Origin of the sequence: Aquincola sp. J276, assembly GCF_024700035.1 — a bacterium.
Classification (GTDB): Bacteria; Pseudomonadota; Gammaproteobacteria; order Burkholderiales; family Burkholderiaceae_C; genus Aquincola; species Aquincola tertiaricarbonis.
On the sequence record NZ_JAJONC010000001.1, the window covers coordinates 2,922,556 to 2,945,853 of the forward strand.

21 protein-coding genes are annotated in these 23,298 nt (G+C 69.7%); 13 read left to right on the top strand and 8 right to left on the bottom strand.

Going from position 1 to position 23,298, the window contains the following annotated elements; translation table 11 throughout:
- Window positions 1–13: 13 nt before the first annotated feature.
- Window positions 14–2,089 (bottom strand): ATP-dependent DNA helicase RecG, encoded by a 2,076-nt coding sequence (recG, locus tag LRS14_RS13440; RefSeq protein WP_257799866.1) that lies wholly within the window; start codon window positions 2,087–2,089, stop codon window positions 14–16.
- A gap of 52 nt (window positions 2,090–2,141) precedes the next feature.
- Between recG and queA the strand changes: the two genes are divergently transcribed.
- Both queA and tgt read left to right on the top strand, forming a co-directional pair.
- Window positions 2,142–3,188, top strand: a complete 1,047-nt coding sequence (queA, locus tag LRS14_RS13445; RefSeq protein WP_046113222.1) for a tRNA preQ1(34) S-adenosylmethionine ribosyltransferase-isomerase QueA — start codon at window positions 2,142–2,144, stop codon at window positions 3,186–3,188.
- Window positions 3,189–3,211: 23 nt separating this feature from the next.
- Window positions 3,212–4,372, top strand: coding sequence for a tRNA guanosine(34) transglycosylase Tgt (gene tgt / locus LRS14_RS13450; protein WP_046113223.1), 1,161 nt, complete (start codon window positions 3,212–3,214; stop codon window positions 4,370–4,372).
- Between the two features lie 27 nt (window positions 4,373–4,399).
- Here the strand turns inward: tgt and LRS14_RS13455 are convergent, their stop codons facing one another.
- A complete protein-coding gene (locus tag LRS14_RS13455; RefSeq protein WP_046113224.1) occupies window positions 4,400–5,074 on the bottom strand; it encodes a CAAX prenyl protease-related protein in 675 nt (224 codons plus the stop codon).
- Window positions 5,075–5,409: 335 nt separating this feature from the next.
- On the opposite strand from LRS14_RS13455, the gene LRS14_RS13460 reads away from it, so the two are divergent.
- Window positions 5,410–6,183 (top strand): N-acyl amino acid synthase FeeM domain-containing protein, encoded by a 774-nt coding sequence (locus LRS14_RS13460; RefSeq protein WP_046113225.1) that lies wholly within the window; start codon window positions 5,410–5,412, stop codon window positions 6,181–6,183.
- 33 nt (window positions 6,184–6,216) lie between these two features.
- Here the strand turns inward: LRS14_RS13460 and LRS14_RS13465 are convergent, their stop codons facing one another.
- From LRS14_RS13465 to LRS14_RS13475, 3 genes are all read right to left on the bottom strand, one after another.
- Complete coding sequence (locus LRS14_RS13465; RefSeq protein ID WP_046113226.1) at window positions 6,217–7,161, bottom strand: CysB family HTH-type transcriptional regulator; 945 nt, start codon at window positions 7,159–7,161, stop codon at window positions 6,217–6,219.
- A gap of 100 nt (window positions 7,162–7,261) precedes the next feature.
- Window positions 7,262–8,368 carry a tRNA 2-thiouridine(34) synthase MnmA gene (gene mnmA / locus LRS14_RS13470; protein ID WP_257799867.1) on the bottom strand — a complete coding sequence of 369 codons (1,107 nt, stop codon included), beginning with the start codon at window positions 8,366–8,368 and terminating at the stop codon, window positions 7,262–7,264.
- Window positions 8,369–8,394: 26 nt separating this feature from the next.
- Window positions 8,395–8,889: an NUDIX hydrolase gene (locus tag LRS14_RS13475; protein WP_257799868.1), complete on the bottom strand. Its 495-nt coding sequence runs from the start codon at window positions 8,887–8,889 to the stop codon at window positions 8,395–8,397.
- 112 nt (window positions 8,890–9,001) lie between these two features.
- On the opposite strand from LRS14_RS13475, the gene LRS14_RS13480 reads away from it, so the two are divergent.
- From LRS14_RS13480 to LRS14_RS13510, 7 genes are all read left to right on the top strand, one after another.
- Window positions 9,002–10,117, top strand: a complete 1,116-nt coding sequence (locus LRS14_RS13480; RefSeq protein WP_257799869.1) for a Re/Si-specific NAD(P)(+) transhydrogenase subunit alpha — start codon at window positions 9,002–9,004, stop codon at window positions 10,115–10,117.
- An 18-nt stretch (window positions 10,118–10,135) separates the two neighbouring features.
- Window positions 10,136–10,453, top strand: a complete 318-nt coding sequence (locus tag LRS14_RS13485) for an NAD(P) transhydrogenase subunit alpha (RefSeq protein WP_046113230.1) — start codon at window positions 10,136–10,138, stop codon at window positions 10,451–10,453.
- The gene (locus tag LRS14_RS13490; RefSeq protein WP_046113231.1) at window positions 10,450–11,874 is read left to right on the top strand and encodes an NAD(P)(+) transhydrogenase (Re/Si-specific) subunit beta; all 1,425 of its coding nucleotides are present in this window, start codon (window positions 10,450–10,452) and stop codon (window positions 11,872–11,874) included. Before LRS14_RS13485 ends, LRS14_RS13490 begins: the two co-directional genes overlap by 4 nt.
- A gap of 84 nt (window positions 11,875–11,958) precedes the next feature.
- Window positions 11,959–13,662, top strand: coding sequence for a long-chain-fatty-acid--CoA ligase (locus tag LRS14_RS13495; RefSeq protein ID WP_257799870.1), 1,704 nt, complete (start codon window positions 11,959–11,961; stop codon window positions 13,660–13,662).
- A complete protein-coding gene (locus tag LRS14_RS13500; RefSeq protein ID WP_257800476.1) occupies window positions 13,659–14,396 on the top strand; it encodes a 5'-methylthioadenosine/adenosylhomocysteine nucleosidase in 738 nt (245 codons plus the stop codon). Before LRS14_RS13495 ends, LRS14_RS13500 begins: the two co-directional genes overlap by 4 nt.
- Before the next feature lie 33 nt (window positions 14,397–14,429).
- Window positions 14,430–15,179 (top strand): 16S rRNA (uracil(1498)-N(3))-methyltransferase, encoded by a 750-nt coding sequence (locus LRS14_RS13505; protein ID WP_257799871.1) that lies wholly within the window; start codon window positions 14,430–14,432, stop codon window positions 15,177–15,179.
- Between the two features lie 103 nt (window positions 15,180–15,282).
- Complete coding sequence (locus LRS14_RS13510; protein WP_257799873.1) at window positions 15,283–15,768, top strand: YidB family protein; 486 nt, start codon at window positions 15,283–15,285, stop codon at window positions 15,766–15,768.
- Here LRS14_RS13510 and LRS14_RS13515 read toward each other — a convergent pair.
- Complete coding sequence (locus LRS14_RS13515; RefSeq protein ID WP_257799874.1) at window positions 15,650–16,732, bottom strand: helix-turn-helix domain-containing protein; 1,083 nt, start codon at window positions 16,730–16,732, stop codon at window positions 15,650–15,652. The two genes, LRS14_RS13510 and LRS14_RS13515, sit on opposite strands and share 119 nt — an antisense overlap.
- A gap of 152 nt (window positions 16,733–16,884) precedes the next feature.
- Here LRS14_RS13515 and eat point away from each other — a divergent pair, with 152 nt between their 5' ends.
- Genes eat through eutC form a run of 3 tightly spaced genes read left to right on the top strand, consistent with a single transcriptional unit; the run spans window position 16,885 to window position 20,503 of the window.
- Window positions 16,885–18,285 (top strand): ethanolamine permease, encoded by a 1,401-nt coding sequence (eat, locus tag LRS14_RS13520; protein WP_404977555.1) that lies wholly within the window; start codon window positions 16,885–16,887, stop codon window positions 18,283–18,285.
- 18 nt (window positions 18,286–18,303) lie between these two features.
- Window positions 18,304–19,701: an ethanolamine ammonia-lyase subunit EutB gene (locus LRS14_RS13525; protein ID WP_257799877.1), complete on the top strand. Its 1,398-nt coding sequence runs from the start codon at window positions 18,304–18,306 to the stop codon at window positions 19,699–19,701.
- Window positions 19,694–20,503: an ethanolamine ammonia-lyase subunit EutC gene (gene eutC, locus LRS14_RS13530; RefSeq protein ID WP_257799878.1), complete on the top strand. Its 810-nt coding sequence runs from the start codon at window positions 19,694–19,696 to the stop codon at window positions 20,501–20,503. The genes LRS14_RS13525 and eutC overlap by 8 nt, the downstream gene beginning before the upstream one ends.
- A gap of 18 nt (window positions 20,504–20,521) precedes the next feature.
- On the opposite strand, the gene LRS14_RS13535 is transcribed toward eutC, so the two are convergent.
- Together LRS14_RS13535 and LRS14_RS13540 are read right to left on the bottom strand one after the other, a co-directional pair.
- Window positions 20,522–21,760: a class I SAM-dependent RNA methyltransferase gene (locus LRS14_RS13535; RefSeq protein WP_257799879.1), complete on the bottom strand. Its 1,239-nt coding sequence runs from the start codon at window positions 21,758–21,760 to the stop codon at window positions 20,522–20,524.
- The gene (locus LRS14_RS13540) at window positions 21,761–23,293 is read right to left on the bottom strand and encodes an RNA polymerase factor sigma-54 (RefSeq protein ID WP_046113239.1); all 1,533 of its coding nucleotides are present in this window, start codon (window positions 23,291–23,293) and stop codon (window positions 21,761–21,763) included.
- Window positions 23,294–23,298 lie beyond the last annotated feature (5 nt).

Consider the following 23,298-nt stretch of genomic DNA (forward strand, 5'->3'; position numbering starts at 1 on the left):
ACGCGGGGGCCGATCAGGCCTTCAGGTATTCCGCCCGCGTGGCCAGCCAGCGCTCCAGGTGCGCGCGGGCGGCGGCGGGGTGGCGCTCGAACAGCAGCGCCGCGGCGTCGCGGGCATGGGCCAGCAGCGGCGCGTCCTGCGCCAGGTCGGCAAAGCGCAGCAGCGCATCGCCGCTCTGGCGCGCGCCCATGAACTCGCCCGGGCCGCGGATCTCCAGGTCGAGCCGGGCGATCTCGAAGCCGTCGTTGGTCGAGGCCATGGCCTTCAACCGCGCCTTGCCCGAGGGCGACAGCGGCGGCGTGTACAGCAGCACGCAGATGCTGGCGACCGCGCCGCGCCCCACGCGCCCGCGCAGCTGGTGCAGCTGCGACAGGCCGAAGCGCTCGGCATGCTCGATCACCATCAGGCTGGCGTTGGGCACGTCCACGCCCACCTCGATGACGGTGGTGGCCACCAGCACCTGCATGCCGCCGGCGCTGAACTCGGCCATCACCGCGGCCTTGTCCGCCGCCGCCATGCGGCCGTGCAGCAGGCCCACGCTGCGGCCGGGCAGCGCGGCGCACAGTTCGGCATGGGTCTCGGTGGCATTGCGCAGGTCCAGCGCTTCGGATTCCTCGATCAGCGGGCACACCCAGTACACCTGCCGGCCGGCGGCCACCTCGTCGGCGATGCGGGCGATGACCTCGTCGCGCCGGCCGTCGGCGAACACCTTGGTCAGCACCGGCGTGCGGCCGGGCGGCAGCTCGTCGATGGTGCTCACCGCCAGGTCGGCGAAGTAGGTCATGGCCAGCGTGCGCGGGATGGGCGTGGCGCTCATCATCAGCAGGTGCGGCTCCAGGGCCGCGGCTTCCAGCTTGTCGCGCAGCGCCAGCCGCTGTGCCACGCCGAAGCGGTGCTGCTCGTCGACGATGGCCAGGCCCAGGCGATGGAACAGCACGTCGTCCTGGATCACCGCATGGGTGCCGACGACGAGGCCCGCCTCGCCGGACGCGACCATCTCCACCATCTGCGTGCGTGCCTTGCCCTTGCGGCTGCCGCTCAGCCAGGCCACGCGCACGCCCAGCGGCTCCAGCCACTGCACCAGCTTGCGGAAGTGCTGCTCGGCCAGCAGCTCGGTGGGCGCCATCAGCGCGCACTGCCAGCCCGCGCCGATGGCCACCGCGGCGGCCAGCGCGGCCACCACCGTCTTGCCCGATCCGACGTCGCCCTGCAGCAGCCGGTGCATCGGCTGCGGGCGGGCCAGGTCGGCGGCGATCTCCTCGCACACGCGCTGCTGGGCGCCGGTGAGCACGAAGGGCAGCGCGGCCAGCAGCTGCTCGGGCAGGCCGCCGGGCGTGGCGTGCAGCACGGGCGCCTCCAGCTTGGCCCGCTCGCGCTTGGCCTCCAGCTGGCTGAGCTGCTGGGCCAGCAGCTCCTCGAACTTCAGCCGCTCCCACGCGGGATGGGTGCGGTCCTCCAGGGCCGCGATCGGCGTCTGCGGCGTGGGGTGGTGCAGCAGCTGCAGCGCTTCCTTCAGGCTGGGCAGGCCGGGTGGCAGCACCTCGGGCGGCAGTACCTCGCCCAGCGCGGCGCGCTGCAGCCCGCTGGCCACCGCCTTGCGCAGGTAGGCCTGCGGCAGCTGGGCGCTGGCCGGGTACACCGGTGTCATCGCCTGCGCCAGCGGGGTGTCGGCGGTCACGGCCTTGACGGCGGGGTGCACCATCTCCTTGCCGAAGAAGCCCACCCGCAGCTCGCCCCGCACCCGCACGCGCTGGCCCTCGGGCATCGCCTTCTGCTGCGAGGGGTAGAAGTGGATGAAGCGCAGCGTGAGCTCGCCGGTGTCGTCGGCGATGCGCACGATGAGCTGGCGCCGCGGGCGGGTCTCGATGCGGTGCTCCAGTACCACGCCCTCCACCTGCACCGTGCCGCCTTCGCGGGCCTGGGCGACGGGGATGTTGCGGGTCTCGTCCTCGTAGCGCAGGGGCAGGTGCAGCGCCAGGTCGATGTCGCGCACCAGGCCCAGCTTGTGCATGGCGCGCTGCGGCGCCGAAAGCGTCGGGGCCGCGCGTGGGGCTGTCTCTTTCGTCGCACGATCGGCGGCTGGGCGCATGGAACAATTGTGCCGTCACGCACTCTCTACAGGCCGGTCAAGCCTGCAGCCCATGCCCCTCTCCAACCGCCGCTTCACCCTCAGCGATTTCGACTTCGAGCTGCCGCCCGAACTCATCGCGCAATACCCGGCCGCCGAGCGCAGCGCCTCGCGGCTGCTCGACGGCACCGGCCTGATGCCGGTGGACCGCATGTTCCGCGACCTGCCCACGCTGTTTCGTGCGGGCGACCTGCTGGTGTTCAACGACACCGCCGTGATCAAGGCCCGCCTGCTGGGCACCAAGGACACCGGCGGCGCGGTGGAAGCGCTGGTGGAGCGCGTGCTGCCCGGCAACGAGGTGCTGGCCCACCTGCGTGCCAGCAAGTCGCCCAAGGCCGGCGCCCAGGTGCGATTCGCCGATGCCTTCGATGCCGAGGTGCTGGGCCGCGGCGGCCCGGACAACTCGCTGTTCCACCTGCGGCTGCCCGAAGACCCGCTGGCGCTGCTGGCGCAGCACGGCCATGTGCCGCTGCCGCCCTACATCACCCATGCCGACGACGCGGCCGACGAACAGCGCTACCAGACGGTGTTCGCCAGCCGCCCCGGCGCGGTGGCCGCGCCCACCGCTTCGCTGCACTTCGACGAGGCGGTGCTGGCCGCGCTGGCGGCAGCCGGCGTGCGCACCGCGCGTGTCACCCTGCACGTGGGCGCCGGCACCTTCCAGCCGGTGCGCACCGACGACCTGAGCGAGCACAAGATGCACAGCGAATGGTTCGAGGTGAGCGAAGCCACGGTGGAGGCGATCGCCGCCACCCGCGCCGCTGGCGGCCGCGTGATCGGCGCCGGCACCACCACGCTGCGCGCGCTGGAATCGGCCGCCGTGGGCGGCACGCTGCAGGCGGGTGCGCGCGAGACCACGCTCTTCATCACGCCCGGCTTCCGCTTCAACGTGGTGGACGTGCTGCTCACCAACTTCCACCTGCCCAAGAGCACGCTGCTGATGCTGGTCAGCGCCTTCGCCGGCCATGAGCACGTGCGTGCCCTCTACCGCCACGCCATCGAGGCGCGCTACCGCTTCTTCAGCTACGGCGACGCGATGCTGCTGCAACGCAGCGCCTGACGCGCCCGCCGGGAAAACAACCGATGCTTGAGTACCAACTGCTGGCCACCGAAGGCCATGCACGCCGTGGCCGCCTGCGCCTGAACCATGGCGTCGTCGAGACGCCGATCTTCATGCCCGTGGGTACCTACGGCACCGTCAAGGGCGTCAGCGCCCGTTCGCTGCACGAGATGGGCGCCCAGATCATCCTGGGCAACACCTTCCACCTCTGGATGCGCCCGGGGCTGGACGTGATGAAGCAGTTCGGCGGGCTGCATCGCTTCGAGGGCTGGACCAAGCCCATCCTGACCGACAGCGGCGGCTTCCAGGTCTGGAGCCTGGGCGAGATGCGCAAGATCAGCGAGGAGGGCGTCAAGTTCGCCTCGCCGGTCAACGGCGACAAGCTGTTCCTGACGCCCGAGACCAGCATGCAGATCCAGACGGTGCTCGATTCCGACATCGTCATGCAGTTCGACGAGTGCACGCCCTACGAGACCAAGGGCCACATCACCACCGAGGCCGAGGCGCGCAAGTCGATGGAGCTGAGCCTGCGCTGGGCCCGGCGCTGCAAGGCCGAGTTCGCGCGGCTGGAAAACCGCAACGCCCTGTTCGGCATCGTGCAGGGCGGCATGTTCGAGAACCTGCGCGAGGCCTCTCTGGAAGCGCTGGTGGACATGGACTTCCCCGGCTACGCGGTGGGCGGCGTCAGCGTGGGCGAGCCGAAGGAAGAGATGCTGCACATCATGGGCCACACGCCCCACCGGCTGCCGGCCCACAAGCCGCGCTACCTGATGGGCGTGGGCACGCCGGAAGACCTGGTGGAAGGCGTGCACCAGGGCGTGGACATGTTCGATTGCGTGATGCCCACCCGCAACGCGCGCAACGGCCACCTGTTCACCCGCTTCGGCGACCTGCGGTTGCGCAACGCCCGCTACAAGACTGACGAGCGGCCGATCGACCCCACCTGCCGCTGCATGGCCTGCGCCGGTGAGCCGGGCAGCGGCATCGGCGCGGTGAGCCGGGCGTACCTGCACCACCTGGACCGCTGCGGCGAGATGCTGGGCCCGATGCTCACCACCATCCACAACCTGCACTACTACCTGAACCTGATGCAGGAAGTGCGCGACGCGCTGGACGCCGGCCGCTTCGAGGCCTTCCGCGCGCAGTTCAAGGCCGACCGGGCGCTGGGCATCCAGCCGCAGTAGCGGCGGCGGCCTGCGCCGCCGGGCCCTTCACCAGAACTGCCAGTTCCCGGTCATCACTACCCAGATGCCCAGCACGCCGTTGGTCACCGCGTGGGCGATGACCGGCACCCACAGCTTGCCGGTGCGCACGTACAGCAGCGCATAGGCCAGCCCGGCCACGATGGCCGCCAGCCACAGCGTGTGCGCGAGCATGAACACGAAGGTGGATAGCACGATGGCCTTCAGGCCCACCCGGGCCGGCGGCACCGCTTCGAACTGCGGCTGCTGCAGCCAGCGCATCAGGTAGGAGCGCCAGAACAGCTCCTCCATCAGCGGCACCAGCAGCGCCGCCCCGATCCAGCGCACCCCGATGAGCGGCAGGTCCAGGCTGCCGTCGGCGCGCACCGGCACGAAGGCGGCGCTGGGCTCGCCCAGCACCATCCACGGCGCGTCCAGCACGATCCACAGGCCGAACACCGCCAGCCCCACCAAGACGGCCAGCGCCGTCTCGCCGGCGCCGGGCCAGGTTTGGCGCGCCAGCTCGCCGTACTCGCGGCGGAAATACAGCAGCAGCGCGCCGACGGCCACTACCGTCAGGCCGTAGATCCAGCGGGTGTCGAAGCCGCCGTCGGCTTCGGCGGGCAGGGCGCCACGGAGGGCGAGCAGCACCATGAACAGTGCAAAGGGAGCGATGCGGGCAAGGGCGGCGCGGCTGAGCGTCATGTTCCTGTCGAGGTGGCGAGGTAGCGTCGGAGTATCCGGACCCCCCATGACAGGCCGCACGCTCGAATGGGTGGAAACGGGGCCGCAACGATGTGGAAGCGCGTTGTCCCGATTGTTTTTGAAACAGTGGGTGTCAATATTTCATGGAGCCTTGGCGTTTGTTACAACGCTGGACTGTGCAGTAGTTCCTGAATGCGCAAGGCTTGCGGACCGTTGTTCGCTTTCGCTGCGAACGATTTCGCGCTTTGGCGCGGCGCTTGTTCCTCAACTCTTGCTACAGCTTCATGGCTGTGCTCGGGTGAGAATTGACCTAATAAACCAATGTGGGGTGGGGGGTGAACTTGAGACCCGGCACGAGAGACGCGTCCAACACGATCATCGGTGCGACGTTTGAGCCGCACCGCGTGGCCAATGTGGGCGTGGAGGCGAAGCCTGACGGTGCGCGTCCGCGGCTGTTCAAGATCCGCGGCGCCGACTCCCATGGCCAGCGCAGCTCGGCGAACATCCTCATCAAGCGGCGCTATGCGTGGCGGGGCTACCAGAACGCCGGACTGCCCGACCAGCAGACGCCCAACCGCATCACGCTGACGGCCACCGACCACGACGCCATCATCGGCACCATCACCGTGGGGCTGGACGGGCCGGAGGGCCTGCATGCCGAAGACACCTTCGGCCCGGAAGTGGATGCTTTGCGCGCGAATGGCCACCGCATCTGCGAATTCACCAAGCTGGCGATGGATCCAGTGGCAGGTGCCAAGCAGGTGCTGGCATCTTTATTTCACGTCGCATATATCGTTGCCTATCGATTCAAGGGATTTGATACCTTATTGATCGAAGTGAACCCGCGGCATGTGAATTATTACACCCGGATGTTGGGTTGCAAGGTGCTGGGCGAAGAGCGGATCAACAAGCGCGTCGATGCGCCCGCCGTTTTGCTGCACCTGGATTTTGGTTACACGCTGCAGCAAATCGCCAGGTTCGGCGGCCAGCCGGAGTTGTCGGCCAGCGAACGTTCGCTGTATCCGTTTTCGTTTTCGCTGGCGGAGGAGGCGGGCATCATCAGCCGGCTGCAGAAGTCGAACTGGTCGACCGAAGGGTTCAACCGCTAGGCGCGTGGGCCGCTTTGGCGGCGCGCTGCGCCGTCAGATGTCGAAGCTGGCGCCGGCGCTGGACTGCAGCGCCTGCTCCACTACCGCGCGGCCCAGCGGCGCCGCGAAGGTCTCGATGAAGGCATAGGCGTAGTCGCGCAGGAAGCTGCCGCGGCGCACGGCCAGCCGCGTCATGTTGGCGGCGAACAGGTGACGCGCGTCGATCGCCGTGAGGTGCCGGTCGCGGTCCTCGTCATAGGCGATGGCCGCCACGATGCCCACGCCCAGCCCCAGTTCCACATAGGTCTTGATGACGTCGGCGTCCATTGCAGTGAGCACCACCTGCGGCGACAGCCCGTGGCGGGCAAAGGCCTCGTCGATGTGGCCGCGGCCGGTGTAGCCGGCTTCGTACGTCACCAGCGGATGGGCGGCCAGGCTCTGCAGCGTGAGCGCGCCGCCTTCGGCCAGCGGATGGCCGGGCGGGGTGATGACCACGTGCGTCCAGCGGTAGCACGGCAGCGCCACCAGTTCGTCGTACTGCGTCAGGGCCTCCGTGGCCACGCCGATGTCGGCGCTGCCGTCCAGCAGCATCTGCGCCACCTGCTGTGGCGAGCCCTGGTGCATGTGCAGCGTGACGTCGGGGTGGCTGCGGCGGAAGTCGCGCACCGCCGTCGGCAGCGCATAGCGTGCCTGGGAGTGCGTGGCCGCGATGGTGAGCGTGCCGCGGCCGGCCCGGGCGAAGTCCTCGCCGGCGCGGCGCAGGTTGTCGGCCTCCAGCAGCATGCGCTCGACGATGGGCAGCACGGTGGCGCCCGGCGCCGTCAGCCCGGTCAGGCGCTTGCCGGCACGCACGAACAGCTCGATGCCCAGCTCTTCCTCCAGCTCGCGGATCTGCCGGCTGACGCCGGGCTGTGAGGTGTGGAGGGCTTCGGCCACCGAGGTGAGGTTGAACCCCTGGCGGACGGTTTCCCGAACGGATCGCAACTGCTGGAAGTTCAAGGGCGGACGCTCGCTGATGAGAGCGCCGCATTTTGTTGCTCGCTTTTATGCGTAAGAACTACTTATTGCGCTTATGCATAGTTGCCAGGCGAATAAGCGGTCACGCCGCGGAGGCGATCACGCCGCCACCCAGGCACACCTCGCCGTCGTACAACACCGCCGACTGGCCCGGCGTCACCGCCCATTGCGGCTGGTCGAACTGCAGCGCGAAGCGGCCGTCGGCCTGCGCCACGAAGCGGCAGGCGGCGTCGCTCTGCCGGTAGCGGGTCTTGGCGGCACAGGCTTGCACCGCGGGCGGAGTGCCGGCGATCCAGCTGGTGTCGTCCGCAGTGAGCGCAGGCGATTGCAGCCACGGGTGCTCGTGGCCCTGCACCACAACCAGCACATTGCGCTGCAGGTCCTTGCGGGCCACGTACCACGGCGCATGCTCGCCCTGCGGACCCTGCGCCGACTTGATGCCGCCAATGCCCAGGCCCTGGCGCTGGCCCAGGGTGTAGAAGCTCAGGCCCACATGCTTGCCCACTGCCTTGCCGTTCTCGTCCTCGATGCGGCCGGGCTCATGCTTCAGGTAGCGGTTCAGGAATTCGCGGAACGGCCGCTCGCCGATGAAGCAGATCCCGGTGGAATCCTTCTTCCGGGCGTTGGGCAGGCCGATCTGCTCCGCGATGCGGCGTACCTCCGTCTTGTGCAGCTCGCCCACCGGAAACAGCGTCCGGCTGAGCTGCGACTGCGTCAGCCGATGCAGGAAGTAGCTCTGGTCCTTGGCCGGGTCCAGGCCCTTGAGCAGCTCAATGCGGCCGTCCACCTCGCGCACGCGGGCGTAGTGGCCGGTGGCGATCTTCTCGGCGCCCAGCCGCATCGCATGGTCGAGGAAGGCCTTGAACTTGATCTCGGCATTGCACAGCACGTCGGGGTTGGGCGTGCGGCCGGCGCCGTATTCGCGCAGGAACTCGGCGAACACGCGGTCCTTGTACTCGGCCGCGAAGTTGACGTGCTCCAGCTCGATGCCGATCACGTCGGCCACCGAGGCGGCATCCAGGAAGTCCTGGCGCGAACTGCAGAACTCGCTGTCGTCGTCGTCTTCCCAGTTCTTCATGAAGATGCCGACGACGTCGTGCCCCTGCTGCTTGAGCAGCCAGGCGGTCACGGCCGAATCCACTCCGCCGGACAGGCCGACCACCACGCGCTGCTTGTTCCTTGTTTCCATCGCGCGATTGTCCCGCGCGGTGGATTTCAGCGTTTGACCTCGGGCGCAAACACCGTGGGGTCGACGGTGAGCAGGTCCAGCGGATAGCGCTTGCCGGCCAGGTGGTCGTCCAGGCAGCGCAGCAGCAGCGGGCTGCGGTGCGGCACGGCGCTGGCACGGATCTCGTCGGGGGTCATCCACACCGTGCGCAGGATGCCTTCGTCCAGCACCCAACCGGGCGCGGGTTCGCTCGCAGTGCCCGCGAAGGCGATGCGCAGGTAGGTCACGTCCTCGCTGGTGGCCGGCCGGTGGAAGCGCGAGAGGTACACGCCCAGCACATGCTGCGGCTGGAAGCTGCAGCCGGTTTCCTCCAGCGTCTCGCGGATCACGCCCTGCAGCGGCGACTCGCCGGGCTCCAGGTGGCCGGCCGGGTTGTTCAGCCGGACACCCTCGCTGGTTTCCTCTTCGATCATCAGGTAGCGGCCTTCGTGTTCGATCACGGCGGCCACCGTCACGCTGAGCTGGCATCGGTCATACGGCATCGGCGGATGGTAGCGGCGGGCAGGCGGCCTTGCCCGGCCCGCGTGAACCATGACACGGATGGCGAGGGAACTTGTGTAAGCTGCCCCGCAACATCGCAGAGGAGGAGAACCCATGCTCATCGGCGTTCCGCTCGAGACGGCCGCGGGGGAAACCCGCGTGGCCGCGACCCCCGAGACGGCCAAGAAACTGAAGGCGCAGGGCCACGAGGTGCGGGTGCAGTCGGGCGCCGGCCTGGCCGCCAGCGCCACCGACGAGGCCTACGTCGCCGCCGGCGCCGACATCACCGACCGCGCGGGCGCCTTTTCCGCCGACCTGGTGCTCAAGGTGCGCTCGCCCTCGGCGGACGAGCTGGCGCTGATGAAGCCCGGCACCGCGCTGGTGGGCATGCTCAATCCCTTCGACCGCGACAACCTGGCCGCGCTGGCCACGGCCGGCATCACCAGCTTCGCGCTGGAAGCCGCGCCGCGCACCACACGTGCGCAGAGCATGGACGTGCTGTCCAGCCAGGCCAACATCGCCGGCTACAAGGCCGTGATGATCGCGGCCGACAAGTACCAGCGGCTGTTCCCGATGCTGATGACCGCGGCCGGCACCATCAAGGCCGCGCGTGTCGTGGTGCTGGGCGTGGGCGTGGCGGGCCTGCAGGCCATCGCCACCGCCAAGCGGCTGGGCGCCGTCATCGAGGCCAGCGACGTGCGGCCCGCGGTGAAGGAGCAGGTGGAGTCGCTGGGCGCCAAGTTCATCGACGTGTCCTACGACACGCCCGAGGAGAAGGAAGCGGCGCAAGGCGTGGGCGGCTACGCCAAGCCGATGCCGCAGAGCTGGCTCGACCGGCAGAAGGTGGAAGTGGCCAAGCGCGTGGCACAGGCCGACATCGTCATCACCACGGCATTGATCCCGGGCCGGCCTGCGCCGGTGCTGGTCACCGAGGACATGGTGCGCAGCATGAAGCCCGGCTCGGTCATCGTCGACCTCGCTGCGCCGGCCGGCGGCAACTGCCCGCTGACCGTGCCCGGCCGCACCGTGGTGCAGCACGGTGTCACCCTGGTGGGCGAGACCAACCTGCCCGCGCTGGTGGCCGCCGATTCCAGCAGCCTGTACGCCCGCAACGTGCTCGACTTCCTGAAGCTGGTGCTGCCCAAGGAGGGCGGCTTCCAGGTGCCGATGGACGACGACATCGTGGCCGCCTGCCTCATGACGCAGGCTGGCGACATCAAGCGCAAGTAGGCAAGGGAAGGATCAGCCATGGACTTCGTGTCACCCACCGTCACCAACCTCATCATCTTCGTGCTGGCCATCTACGTGGGCTACCACGTGGTGTGGACCGTCACGCCCGCGCTGCACACGCCGCTGATGGCCGTGACCAACGCCATCAGCGCCATCGTGATCGTGGGCGCCATGCTGGCGGCCGCGCTGACCGAAGGCGCGCCGGCCAAGACCTTCGGCGTGCTGGCCGTGGCGCTGGCCGCGGTGAACGTGTTCGGCGGCTTCCTCGTCACCCGGCGCATGCTGGAGATGTTCCGCAAGAAGGACCGCCCGGCGGCCAAGAAGGAGGCGGCATGAGCCTGGATGTCGTCACCCTGCTCTACCTGGTGGCCAGCGTCTGCTTCATCCAGGCGCTCAAGGGCCTGAGCCACCCCACCACCTCCATCCGCGGCAACCTGTTCGGCATGGCCGGCATGGCCATCGCGGTGGTGACCACCGCGGCACTGATCGTCAAGCTGGCCGAGGGCAGCATTGGCGGGCTGGTCTGGGTGCTGCTGGGCCTGCTGGTGGGCGGCTCGGCCGGCGCGCTGATGGCCAAGCGCGTCGAGATGACCAAGATGCCCGAGCTGGTGGCCTTCATGCACAGCATGATCGGCTTGGCCGCCGTGTTCATCGCCGCGGCCGCGGTGATCGAGCCGCATGCCTTCGGCATCGCCGCCAAGGGCCTGCCCATCCCGGGCGGCAACCGCATCGAGCTGGCGCTGGGCGCCTTCATCGGCGCGGTGACTTTCAGCGGCTCGGTCATCGCCTTCGGCAAGCTGTCGGGCAAGTACAAGTTCCGGCTGTTCCAGGGCGCCCCGGTGCAGTTTCCGGGGCAGCACATCCTGAACGCGGTGCTGGGCTTGGCGGCGGCATTCTTCGTGTTCGCGTTCTGGCAGTCGCAGGGCGGCATGAGCATCACCGCGGTGATCGTGCTGGGCTTCGTGCTGGGCGTGCTGCTCATCATCCCCATCGGCGGGGCCGACATGCCGGTGGTGGTGAGCATGCTCAACAGCTACTCGGGCTGGGCGGCCGCAGGCATCGGCTTCAGCCTGAACAACAGCATGCTGATCATCGCGGGCTCGCTGGTGGGCAGCTCGGGCGCCATCCTGAGCTACATCATGTGCAAGGCGATGAACCGCTCGTTCTTCAACGTGATCCTGGGCGGTTTCGGCGGCGATGCCACGGCGGCGGCGGCGGGCGCGCAGCAGCAGCGCAGCGTCAAGAGCGGCAGCGCCGACGACGCGGCCTTCATCATGGGCAATGCCGAGACGGTGGTCATCGTGCCGGGCTACGGCCTGGCGGTGGCGCGTGCGCAGCATGCGGTCAAGGAGCTGGCGGCCAAGCTCACTGCCAAGGGCGTGACGGTGAAGTACGCCATCCACCCGGTGGCCGGCCGCATGCCCGGCCACATGAACGTGCTGCTGGCCGAAGCCGAGGTGCCGTACGACCAGGTGTTCGAGATGGAGGACATCAACGGCGAGTTCGGCCAGGCCGACGTGGCCATCATCCTGGGTGCCAACGACGTGGTGAACCCCGCCGCGCTGACCAAGGGCAGCCCGATCTACGGCATGCCCATCCTCGAGGCCTACAAGGCCAAGACCGTCATCGTCAACAAGCGTTCGATGGCCGCGGGTTACGCCGGCCTGGACAACGAGCTGTTCTACATGGACAAGACGATGATGGTCTTCGGCGATGCCAAGAAGGTGGTGGAGGAGATGGTCAAGGCGGTGGAGTAGCTGCCCAAATCGCTATCGAATCCCCTGATGCTGCACCGCGGAAGGCTCCGTCAGAATCGCCCCTTCGTTTCTGGAGCCCCCGCGATGGAGAAAACTTGGCTGAAGCAGTACCCCGCCGGCGTTCCCCCTGAGATCAAGTTCGACCTGTATCCCTCGCTCGTGGCCCTGATCGAGGAGAGCTTCCGCAAGTACCGCGACCTGCCGGCCTACGTCTTCATGGGCCGCAGCTACCGCTTCCGTCAGGTGGACGATGCCTCCCGTGCCTTCGCCGCCTACCTGCAGTCGCTGGGGCTGGAGCGCGGCGACCGCGTGGCGGTGATGATGCCCAACGTGCCCCAGTACCCGGTGGCGGTGGCGGGCATCCTGCGGGCGGGCTACGTGGTGGTGAACGTCAATCCGCTGTACACCCCGCGCGAGCTGGAGCACCAGCTCAAGGACGCCGGCGCCAAGGCGCTGGTGATCCTCGAGAACTTCGCGCACGTGCTGCAGCAGGTGGCGCATGCGGTGCCGGTCAAGCATGTGGTGCTGGCCGCCATGGGCGACATGCTGGGCCTGGCCAAGGGCTCGCTCGTCAACTACGTAGTGCGCAAGGTCAAGAAGATGGTGCCGGCCTTCGAGCTGCCCACCGCCGTGCGCTTCAACGATGCGCTGGTGATCGGCCGCCGCAAGCCCTACACCGCGCCCTCGCTGGGCCCGGACGACATCGCGGTGCTGCAGTACACCGGCGGCACCACCGGCGTCAGCAAGGGCGCGGTGCTGCTGCACCGCAACCTGGTGGCCAACGTGCTGCAGTGCGAGGCCTGGTACCAGCCGGCGCTCACCAAGATCCCGCCGGGCGAGCAGATCGTGACCGTGTGCGCGCTGCCGCTGTATCACATCTTCGGCTTCAACACGAACATGATGCTCTCCATGCGCATGGGCGGCTGCAACCTGTTGATTCCCAATCCGCGCGACTTGCCGGCGGTGCTGAAGGAACTGAGCAAGCACCGCTTCCACAGCTTCCCGGCGGTCAACACGCTGTTCAATGCGCTGGCCAACCATCCGGCCTTCAACACGGTGGACTGGAGCCACCTGAAGATCTCGGTGGGCGGCGGCATGGCGGTGCAGAGCGCCACCGCCAAGCTGTGGCTGGAGAAGACCGGCTGCCCGATCGTGGAGGGCTACGGCCTGTCGGAAACCTCGCCGGTGGCTTCGTGCAACCCGGTGGACAGCCACAAGTTCACCGGCACCATCGGCCTGCCGATGCCCAACACCGAGTTCGCGCTGCTGGACGACGATGGCCGCGAGGTGCCCGCCGGCACCGCCGGCGAGATCGCCATCCGCGGCCCGCAGGTGATGGCCGGCTACTGGCAGCGGCCCGACGAGACGGCCAAGGTCATGACGGCCGACGGCTTCTTCCGCACGGGCGACGTGGGGCTGATCGACGAGCGCGGCTTCTTCAAGATCGTGGACCGCAAGAAGGACATGATCCTGGTCAGCGGCTTCAACGTGTATCCCAACGAGGTGGAGGACGTGCTGACGCAGCTGGACGGCGTGCTGGAGTGCGCCGCGGTGGGCGTGCCCGATGACAAGGCCGGCGAGGCGGTGAAGGTGGTCATCGTCAAGAAGAACCCCGCGCTCACCGAGCAGGACGTGCGGGCCTTCTGCGAAGCCAACCTCACCGGCTACAAGCGGCCGCGGGTGGTGGAGTTCCGCACCGAGCTGCCCAAGACGCCGATCGGCAAGATCCTGCGTCGCGAGCTGCGCGACAAGCGCAGCGCCGAGCCACCCGCCACGGTGGCCAGCTGACCTTGATCGCCATCGTCAGCGCGCTGCATGAGGAGCTGAGCGCCATCGACGCCCTGCTGGAAGGCCGCAGCCTGCAGCAGCGCGGTGGCCGCAGCTTCCACCGCGGCCGGCTGCAGGGGCATGAGGTGCTGCTGGTGCTCAGCGGCATCGGCAAGGTGGCCGCCGCCAGCACGGCCACCCTGGCGCTGGATGCCTTCGGCGCGCAGGCGCTGCTGTTCACCGGCGTGGCCGGCGGCCTGACGCCGGGGGTCCGGGTGGGCGACGTCGTGGTGGCGCGCGAGCTGCTGCAGCACGACCTGGACGTGTCGCCGCTGTTCCCGCGCTATGTGGTGCCCTCGGCGGGCCGTGCCCGCTTCGCGGCCGATGCGGTGCTGGCCGATGCGCTGGCGGCGGCGGCGGACGAAGTGCTGGCGCAGCCGCATCCCGCGCTGCAGCGCTTGGGCATCGGCACCGTGCGCAGCCACCAGGGCCTGGTGGTCAGTGGCGACCGCTTCGTCAGCACCGCGGTCGAGAGCGACGCCTTGCGCACCGCGCTGCCCGATGCGCTGGCGGTGGAAATGGAAGGTGCCGCGGTGGCGCAGGTGTGCGCCGCCTTCGGCCGGCCTTTCGCGGTGCTGCGCACCGTGTCCGACCGCGCCGACGACAGCGCGCATGTGGACTTCCAGCGCTTCATCGCCGAGGTGGCGGCCGAGTACTCGCGCGACATCGTCGCCGCCGCGCTGCGCAGCCTCTGACCCCGCCGCGCCGCGAGGCACACTCGCGGGCCTATGCCGCGAATCCATGTCGAAGCCCCGCTGGCCGCCGGTCAGCTTCTTGATCTGCCGCCTGGCGCGGCCCGCCATGTGCAGGTGCTGCGGCTGCAGCCCGGCGCACCGCTCACCTTGTTCAATGGCCAGGGCGGCGAGTGGTCGGCGCGCGTCGAGCACATCGGCCGCAGCGCGGTGCAGGTGCAGGTGGACACGCACGATGCCGTGGAGCGCGAGATCGGCCCGCAGCTGACCATCGCGCTGTCCATGCCCGCCAACGACCGCATGGACACGCTGGTTGAAAAGGCGGTGGAGCTCGGCGTGGCCGCCATCCAGCCGCTGATGAGCGAACGCTCGGTGCTGCGCCTGGCCGGTGAACGCGCCGAACGCAAGCGGGCGCACTGGCAGGGCATCGCGGTGGCGGCCTGCGAGCAGTCGGGCCGCAACCGGGTGCCGGCCGTCGGCCCCGTGCTGGCCCTGCAGGCGTGGCTGGATGGCCTGGGCGACACCGGCGACGCCGCCCGCTGGCTGCTGGGCTTCGGCGAGGCCGCGCTGCCGCTGGCACAGCGACTGCAGCCGCGGCCGCCGCCACGGCTGCTGCTGCTCAGCGGGCCGGAGGGCGGGCTCTCTGCCGCGGAGGTGGAAGCAGCGCGGCGCAGCGGCTTCCTGCCGACCTCGCTCGGCCCCGCGGTGCTGCGCGCAGACACCGCGCCGCTGGCCGCACTGGCCGCACTGGGCCTGCTGGCTGTGGTGCCAAACGCCGCAGGCTGAAGGCGCTTCGTGCGCTAATGCGCAGGCCGCCCCGGCGCGCCGGGCTGCGGCGCGCTGCGTTCCCACAATCCGGCGCTCTTTCATCCATCACGAGGAGATCGACATGGGATTGCTGGACTTGGCCATCGGCATGCTGGGCAACAACAACGGGCAGGGCGCGCGGGGTGGCGGCCTCGGCGGTGCGCTCGGCGGCATGCTGGGCGGCGGCCACGGTGGCGGTCAGGCCGACCTGCTGCGCATCGTCGCGCTGGTGCTGTCCCAGGTGGGGCAGCAGGGTGGGCCGGGCACGGGCGGAGGGCTGGGCGCGCTGGTGGAGCAGTTCACACGCAGTGGCCTGGGCGACGTGGTGTCGTCCTGGGTGGGCACCGGCGCCAACCAGCCGGTGTCGCCGGGGCAGCTCGGCCAGGTGTTCGGCGACGATCTGCTGGGCCGGCTGACGCAGCAGACCGGCCTGTCGCAGGGCGACCTGCTCAGCCAGCTGTCGCAGGTGCTGCCGCAGGCCGTCGACCAGATGACGCCGCAGGGCCAGCTGCCGGCCGATGGCGGGCTGGGCGAGATCGGCTCGATCCTCGAGCGCTTCGCGCGCTGAGCGTCTGCGAGGGCAGCTCGCCGAACATCTGCTTGTAGTCGTGCGCGAAGTGGCCCATGTGGAAGAAGCCCCACTGCGCCGCCACGTCCTGCACCGTGGCGCCGCCTTCGCGCAGCTTGCGGCGGCAGGCGTTCATGCGCACTGCCTTCAGGAAGTCGGCCGGTGAATCACCGACCACGCTGCGGAAGTGGTTCTGCAGCGTGCGGCGGGTGAGGTGCAGCTCGGCGCACAGCTCGTCCACCGTCGTCGTGTGGTTCATCGGACGGCTCACCAGTTCGCGCGCCAGCATCACGGTGGCCAGGCGGCGGCTGGCGGCGGTGTCGGCAGGCGGGCCGTCCTCGGCCGCCCGGCCGCACAGCAACCCGAGCAGCTGGTCCAGCAGCGTCTGCAGTGCCATGCGGCCGCCGGGCTGGGCCGCCTGGCCGGCCGCACCCAGGTGCAGCATCGATTCGATGGTGCGGCAGATGGCCCGGTGCACCGCCGGCGTCACCTGCACCGCCTGCAGCGCCGCGCGGTGGGCGCCGGCATCGTGCACCGCCAGCGTGTCCAGCCGCCGGGCCAGCCAGTCGGCGTCGATCACCACGCCATAGATGCCGAAGTCGGCCGGCGTGCGCAGCGTGAACGACGCATCGGCCGCCGCGCGCAGCACCGGCCGCGTGGCCTGCGGCGCCTGCAGCCGGCCGCAGAAATGCAGCGCATCGTGCTGGCGGCCATCGGGGATGCCGAACCACACCGCGCCGCGCCAGGGCTGGCACTGCTGGCTGGTCTGCTGGCGCGTGTGCTCATGGAACACCTGCAGCCGCGGGCCGTCGTCGGCCCACAACTCACGCACCGTGCCGGCGAAGCGGCCCTGCGAGAGCTGGTCGTACTGCTGCTGCCAGCACGACAGGTGGCTGGCGTGCTGGTCCACGTCATTGCTGGCCAGCGCCTGGTAGCGCAGGCCCGGACCCTGTAACGGTGACACGGCGAGCTCCCCCCGGACATGTCCTGTGCTTGTGGCCGCCAGCATTGCAAGAGCGATGCCACGGCGGCCGCGCCTTGCGGATTTCCGTTTTGGGATAGGGCGGCCGCAGGCGGCTTGCTTCAATCCGCCGCATTGTTCGGCTACCTGCGAGGATGACCATGGTTGCTTCCCCCACCACCGCCGCCGCGCCGGGCCTCAAGAAGGTGCTCGGGCCCTTCCAGCTCTGGGGCATCTGCGTCGGCCTGGTGATCTCGGGCGAGTACTTCGGCTGGAGCTACGGCTGGAACAGCGCCGGCACGCTCGGCTTCCTGGTGGCCACGCTGCTGGTGGCCACCATGTACACCACCTTCATCTTCAGCTTCACCGAGCTCTCCACCGCCATTCCGCATGCCGGCGGGCCGTTTGCCTATGCACGCCGGGCCTTCGGGCCCACCGGCGGCTTCATCGCCGGCTTTGCGACGCTGGTGGAGTTCGTGTTCGCGCCGCCGGCCATCTCGCTGGCCATCGGCGCCTACCTGAACGTGCAGTTCCCGGCGCTCGACCCGAAGCTGATCGCGGTGGCCGCCTATGTGGTGTTCATCGCGCTGAACTGGGTGGGCATCGGCATCGCCGCGGCCTTCGAGCTGGTGGTCACGCTGCTGGCCATCTTCGAGCTGCTGGTGTTCATGGGCGTGGTGAGCCCGGGCTGGTTGCTGGCCAACTACGTGGCCAACGGCTGGGCCGGCAGCGACGTGTTCAGCGGCGCGGCGGTGGCGGGCATCTTCGCGTCCATCCCCTTCGCCATCTGGTTCTTCCTGGCCATCGAAGGCGCGGCCATGGCGGCGGAGGAAGCGCGCGATCCGCAGCGCACCATCCCGAAGGCCTACATCGCCGGCATCCTCACGCTGGTGGTGCTGGCGTTCGGCGTGATGATCATGGCCGGCGGCGTGGGCGACTGGCGCAAGATCGCCAACATCAACGACCCGCTGCCGCAGGCGATGAAGGTGGTGGTGGGCGAGTCCAGCGGCTGGCTGCACATGATGGTGTGGATCGGGCTGTTCGGCCTCATCGCCTCGTTCCACGGGATCATCATGGGCTATTCGCGGCAGATCTTCGCGCTGGCCCGCGCCGGCTACCTGCCGCGCTCGTTCGCGGTGCTGTCGCCGCGCTTCCAGACGCCGCACCGTGCGCTGCTGGCCGGCGGCGTGGTCGGCATCGCCGCCATCTTCAGCGACCAGTGGATCCAGTTCGGCGGCCAGTCGCTCACCGCCAACATCGTGACGATGTCGGTCTTCGGCGCCATCGTCATGTACATCACCTCGATGGCCTCGCTGTTCAAGCTGCGCGCCACCGAGCCGATGCTGGCCCGGCCCTACCGCGCGCCGTTCTATCCGCTGTTCCCGGCCATCGCGCTGGTGCTGGGCGTGGTGTGCCTGGGCGCGATGGTGTGGTTCAACCCGTTGCTGACCGTGGTCTTCCTGGGGTTGATGGCGATCGCCTACGCTTACTTCCGCCTCACCTCCCGCTCCCGCGACGAGGCCCCGCAGGACAAGCTGCTGCAGGGCGCGCTCTGAACCCGGTGTCCCCGCACGATGACCTACCGCTCCATGCTCGCCGGCGAGGTCCATCGCTTCGATGACCTGAAGCAGGTGATGGCCTGCGCCAGCCCGGCCCGCTCGGGCGACCAGCTGGCCGGCGTGGCGGCCGCCACCGCGCAGCAGCGCATGGCCGCCCGGCACGTGCTGGCCGACCTGCCGCTGAAGGTCTTCCTGCAGGAAGCGCTGGTGCCGTACGAGGACGACAACATCACCCGGCTGATCATCGACACCCACGATGCGGCCGCCTTCGCGCCGGTGTCCCACCTCACGGTGGGCGCCTTCCGCGACTGGCTGCTGGGCGACGGGGCCGACACCGACGCCCTGGCCGCCCTGGCGCCCGGCCTCACGCCCGAGATGGTGGCCGCGGTGAGCAAGCTGATGCGCAACCAGGACCTGATCGCGGTGGCGCGCAAGGCCCGGGTGGTCACGCGCTTCCGCAACACCATTGGCCTGCCCGGGCACCTGGCCGTGCGGCTGCAGCCCAACCACCCTACCGACGACCTGCGCGGCGTCGCCGCTTCCACGCTGGACGGCCTGATGTACGGCGCGGGCGATGCGGTGATCGGCGTCAACCCCGCCTCCGACAGCCTGCCGGTGCTGGCCGGCCTGCTGCGCATGCTGGACGAGGTGATCCAGCGCTTCGAGATCCCGACCCAGAGCTGCGTGCTCACCCACGTGACCAACACGCTGCAACTGGCCGAGGCCGGGGTGCCGGTCGACCTGGTGTTCCAGTCGATCGGCGGCACCGAGAAGACCAACCGCAGCTTCGGCGTCACGCCCGAGCTGCTGGCCGAGGCGCAGGCCGCCGCGCTGGCGCAGCAGCGCGGCACGGTGGGCAGCAACGTCATGTACTTCGAGACCGGCCAGGGCAGCGCGCTGTCGGCCAATGCCAACTTCGGCGTCGACCAGCAGACCTGCGAGGCCCGCGCCTACGCGCTGGCGCGTCGCTACAGCCCGCTGCTGATCAATACCGTGGTGGGCTTCATCGGGCCGGAGTACCTGTACGACGGCAAGCAGATCATCCGCGCCGGGCTGGAAGACCACTTCTGCGGCAAGCTGCTGGGCCTGCCCATCGGCTGCGACGTCTGCTACACCAACCATGCCGAAGCCGACCAGGACGACATGGACACGCTGCTGGTGCTGCTGGGCGCGGCCGGCATCAACTTCGTGATCGGCGTGCCGGGGGCGGACGACGTGATGCTCAACTACCAGAGCACCTCGTTCCACGACGCGCTGTTCCTGCGCGAAACACTGGGCCTGAAGCGCGCGCCCGAGTTCGAGGCCTGGCTGCAGCGCATGCAGATCACCGACCGTGCCGGCCAGGTGCTGCCGCCTTCGGCCAACCACCGGCTGCTGGCCGACATGGGCGCGCTGGCGCTGGGCCATGGCTGAGGTGCTGCCCGACCCCTGGGACGGCTGGCGCAGCCACACCTCGGCCCGCATCGCGCTCGGCCGCGCCGGCGTGGCCACGCCCACCGCCGAGGCGCTGCGCTTCGGACTGGCGCATGCGATGGCGCGCGACGCCATCCATGCGCCGCTGGACGTGCCGGCGCTGGAAGCCGATCTGCAGGCCGCCGGCTGGCCGGTGCTGCATGCCCGCAGCCGCGCCGTCGACCGCACCGAATACCTGCGCCGCCCCGACCTCGGCCGCCAGCTGCATGAGGAGGACGCCGCGCGCCTGCGCGCCCATGCGCAGCATCAGCGCGCCGCCGGCGAGCCCGTGCCCGACCTCTGCCTCGTGATCGGCGACGGCTTGTCCTCGCTGGCGGTGCAGCGCCACGCGCTGCCGCTGCTGGCCGCGCTGCCGCAGCACCTGCCGGCAGGCTTCAAGCTCGCGCCGCTGGTGGTGGTGACGCAGGCTCGGGTGGCGGTGGCCGACGAGATCGCCGAGATCCTCGGCGCATCGCTGTCGGCCATCCTGATCGGCGAGCGGCCGGGCCTGAGTTCACCCGACAGCCTGGGCATCTACCTCACCCACGGCCCGCGCCGCGGCCGGCACGACGCCGAGCGCAACTGCATCTCCAACGTGCGCCCCGAAGGCCTGCGCCCCGAAGCCGCCGCCTTCAAGCTGGCCTGGCTGATGAAGCGCGCGCGGGTGCTGGGCTGCAGCGGCGTGGCGCTGAAGGACGAAAGCGACCTGGAGGTGCTGGAGGCGCCAGCCGCGGCCGCGACGCCGCCGCTGGCCGCGGGCTGACTCAGCCGGGGTGCACCCTCAGTCCGAAGGCTCTTCGGCCGCGCGCGCTGCAGGTGCCGGCCGGGCCGAGCCGGCCACCAGGTCGAAGCGGAACAGCCGGCATTCGATCGGGCCGTTCCACATCGGCACGCGGCGGCTTTCCTTCAGCCGCATCATCGATGGCAGCTTCATGTCGGGGCTGAGCACCCAGGCCGTCCAGCCCGAGAACTGCCGCTTCCAGTGCGTGGCCAGCTGGGCGTAGAACTCGGCCGGGCTGCCGCCGCCCTCGAAGGCCTGGCCGCCGCCCTGGCCGGTGCCCTTGGCATCGATGCGCTCGCCGTACGGCGGGTTCATCATCAGCACGCCACGCTCGGCCGGCGCCGGGCGCTGCAGCGCGTCGGCAGTCTTGAAGTCGATGGCATGCAGCACGCCGGCCCGCTCGGCGTTGCGGGTGGCGAAGTCGGTCATGCGGAAGGACACGTCGCCCGCGAAGATCGGCACCGCCGGCGCATGCACTGCGGCCTGAGCGTCGGCCTGCATCTGCCGCCAGGCGGCCAGGTGGGGGCGGAAGGGCAGCAGCTTCTCGAACGCGAAGCGGCGCTGCGAGCCCGGCGCGATGCCGCAGGCGATCTGCGCCGCCTCGATGGCGATGGTGCCGGCGCCGCAGCAGGGGTCGAACAGCGGGCCGTCTTCGGCGCGGCCCTGCCAGCCGGCGGCGGCCAGCATGGCGGCGGCCAGGGTTTCTTTCAGCGGCGCCTCGCCCTTGGCCTCACGCCAGCCGCGCTTGAACAGCGCTTCGCCGGACAGGTCGACGTACAGCGTGGCGTGGGTGGCGGTGAGGTGCAGCGCCAGCGGCAGGTCGGGCCAGCGGGTGTCGACGCTCGGCCGCTCGCCGGTGGCTTCGCGCAGGTCGTCGCACACCGCGTCCTTGATGCGCAGGTTGGCGAAGTTCAGGCTGCGCAGCGGCGATCGCTGGGCGGTGCTGTCCACCCGCAGCGTCTGCCGCGGCGTGATCCAGTCGCCCCAGCGCACGGTGCGGCCCAGCTCGTACAGCTCATGCTCGTCGTGGTACGGGCCGTGGGCCACGGGCCACAGCACCCGCTGCGCCAGGCGGCAGCCCAGGTTCAGGCGCATGGCGTCGCGCTCGTCGCCGTACACGGTCACGCCGCCGCGGGCGGTTTCCAAACGCGGCTTGTCGCCCAGCAGGCGCCGGCATTCGGCGGCCAGAAATTCTTCGACGCCGGCGGCGCAGGGCAGGAACAGGGCGGTGGTGGGCATCTACATGGCCTTGCGCAGGTTGGCGGGCGCGATCTTCAGCGCTTCGCGGTACTTGGCGACGGTGCGCCGCGCCACCTGGATGCCTTGTTCTTCCAGCATCTGGCTGAGCTGGCTGTCCGACAGCGGCTTGGCCGCGTCTTCCGCCGCCACCAGCTGCTTGATGAGCGCACGCACCGCCGTGCTGGAGGCATTGCCGCCGGCATCGGTGTTCAGCGACGAGCCGAAGAAGTACTTCAGCTCGAAGGTGCCGAACATCGTGGCCATGTACTTGGCGGTGGTCACGCGGGAGATGGTGGACTCGTGCAGGCCCAGCTCATCGGCGATCTCGCGCAGCACCAGCGGCTTCATCGCGATCTCGCCGTGGGTGAAGAAGTTCTTCTGCCGCTCGACGATGGCGCTGGACACGCGCAGGATGGTGTCGAAGCGCTGCTGGATGTTCTTCATGAACCAGCGCGCTTCCTGCAGCCGGGCGCCCAGCGCGCCGTTGCCGTTCTGGCCGCGGTTGCCGCGGATGGCCTGGGCATAAAGGTCGTTGATGCGCAGCTTGGGCATCACGTCGGGGTTGAGCACCACCTTCCAGCCGCGGCCGTTGCGCTGCACGATCACGTCGGGAATGATGATGTTGGCCTCGGCCCGCGAGAACGGCCGGCCCGGCTTGGGCTCGCAGCGGCGGATCAGCTCCTGCGCCGCCTTCAGCAGCTCTTCGTCGGCGCCGGTGGCGGCGATGAGCTTCTTCAGGTCGCGCCGCGCCAGCAGCTCCAGGTGGTGCTTGCACACGATGATGGCCACCGCCTGCGCCTCGCAGCGCGTCTGGGCCTTGAGCTGCAGCACCAGGCATTCGGGCAGGTCGCGTGCGCCCACGCCCAGTGGCTCCAGGCTCTGCAGCCACTTCAGCGCGCACTGCAGGCGTTCCAGCAGCTCTTCCTGCTGCTCGGGGTCGGCCTCGCCGGCCAGCTGCGCGACGATGTCTTCCAGCCGGTCGGCCAGGTAGCCGTCCTCGTTCAGCGATTCGATCAGCACGTGCAGCGCCGCGGCGTCCGCCGGCTCCAGCCGCATGCCGGCCATCTGCGCGCGCAGGTGCTCCTGCAGGGAGATGCCGCTGCCGCCGCGCTCCTGCGGCTCGAAGTCGTCGTTGTCGCTGCTGCCGCTGCCCGAGGAGGGCGTTTCGCGGATGCCGTCGAAGTCGTCGCGCTCGGTGCCGTTCTCCCAGTCTTCGCGCTCGGTGGTGCCGAACTCCGCGCTGTCCACGCCCGGCGCGTCGGCGCCTTCGGCCTCGCTGCTGCCGCTGGGCTCGCTGCTTGCCGCGAAGTCACCGTCGTCGCTGGCGGTCGCGCTGGCGGCCGGCCGTTCCATCGACTGCTCGAACGCCGGAACGTGTTCCTCCTCGGTTTCCAGGAAAGGGTTCTGCTCGAGCATCTGCTCGACTTCCTGGTGCAGCTCGAGCGTCGACAGCTGCAGCAGCCGGATGGACTGCTGCAGTTGCGGCGTGAGCGCCAGGTGCTGCGAGAGGCGGATCTGCAACGATGGTTTCATGACAT

What these genes read in the sequence shown, in the direction of transcription:
- eutC (WP_257799878.1), top strand. Translation starts at nt 19,694, where the DNA reads ATGGCTGAGGTGCTGCCCGACCCCTGGGACGGCTGGCGCAGCCACACC.
- LRS14_RS13490 (WP_046113231.1), top strand. Translation starts at nt 10,450, where the DNA reads ATGAGCCTGGATGTCGTCACCCTGCTCTACCTGGTGGCCAGCGTCTGC.
- LRS14_RS13480 (WP_257799869.1), top strand. Translation starts at nt 9,002, where the DNA reads ATGCTCATCGGCGTTCCGCTCGAGACGGCCGCGGGGGAAACCCGCGTG.
- recG (WP_257799866.1), bottom strand. Translation starts at nt 2,089, where the DNA reads ATGCGCCCAGCCGCCGATCGTGCGACGAAAGAGACAGCCCCACGCGCG.
- LRS14_RS13525 (WP_257799877.1), top strand. Translation starts at nt 18,304, where the DNA reads ATGACCTACCGCTCCATGCTCGCCGGCGAGGTCCATCGCTTCGATGAC.
- LRS14_RS13495 (WP_257799870.1), top strand. Translation starts at nt 11,959, where the DNA reads ATGGAGAAAACTTGGCTGAAGCAGTACCCCGCCGGCGTTCCCCCTGAG.
- LRS14_RS13535 (WP_257799879.1), bottom strand. Translation starts at nt 21,760, where the DNA reads ATGCCCACCACCGCCCTGTTCCTGCCCTGCGCCGCCGGCGTCGAAGAA.
- mnmA (WP_257799867.1), bottom strand. Translation starts at nt 8,368, where the DNA reads ATGGAAACAAGGAACAAGCAGCGCGTGGTGGTCGGCCTGTCCGGCGGA.
- LRS14_RS13455 (WP_046113224.1), bottom strand. Translation starts at nt 5,074, where the DNA reads ATGACGCTCAGCCGCGCCGCCCTTGCCCGCATCGCTCCCTTTGCACTG.
- queA (WP_046113222.1), top strand. Translation starts at nt 2,142, where the DNA reads ATGCCCCTCTCCAACCGCCGCTTCACCCTCAGCGATTTCGACTTCGAG.
- LRS14_RS13505 (WP_257799871.1), top strand. Translation starts at nt 14,430, where the DNA reads ATGCCGCGAATCCATGTCGAAGCCCCGCTGGCCGCCGGTCAGCTTCTT.
- LRS14_RS13540 (WP_046113239.1), bottom strand. Translation starts at nt 23,293, where the DNA reads ATGAAACCATCGTTGCAGATCCGCCTCTCGCAGCACCTGGCGCTCACG.
- LRS14_RS13475 (WP_257799868.1), bottom strand. Translation starts at nt 8,889, where the DNA reads ATGCCGTATGACCGATGCCAGCTCAGCGTGACGGTGGCCGCCGTGATC.
- eat (WP_404977555.1), top strand. Translation starts at nt 16,885, where the DNA reads ATGACCATGGTTGCTTCCCCCACCACCGCCGCCGCGCCGGGCCTCAAG.
- LRS14_RS13510 (WP_257799873.1), top strand. Translation starts at nt 15,283, where the DNA reads ATGGGATTGCTGGACTTGGCCATCGGCATGCTGGGCAACAACAACGGG.
- tgt (WP_046113223.1), top strand. Translation starts at nt 3,212, where the DNA reads ATGCTTGAGTACCAACTGCTGGCCACCGAAGGCCATGCACGCCGTGGC.
- LRS14_RS13485 (WP_046113230.1), top strand. Translation starts at nt 10,136, where the DNA reads ATGGACTTCGTGTCACCCACCGTCACCAACCTCATCATCTTCGTGCTG.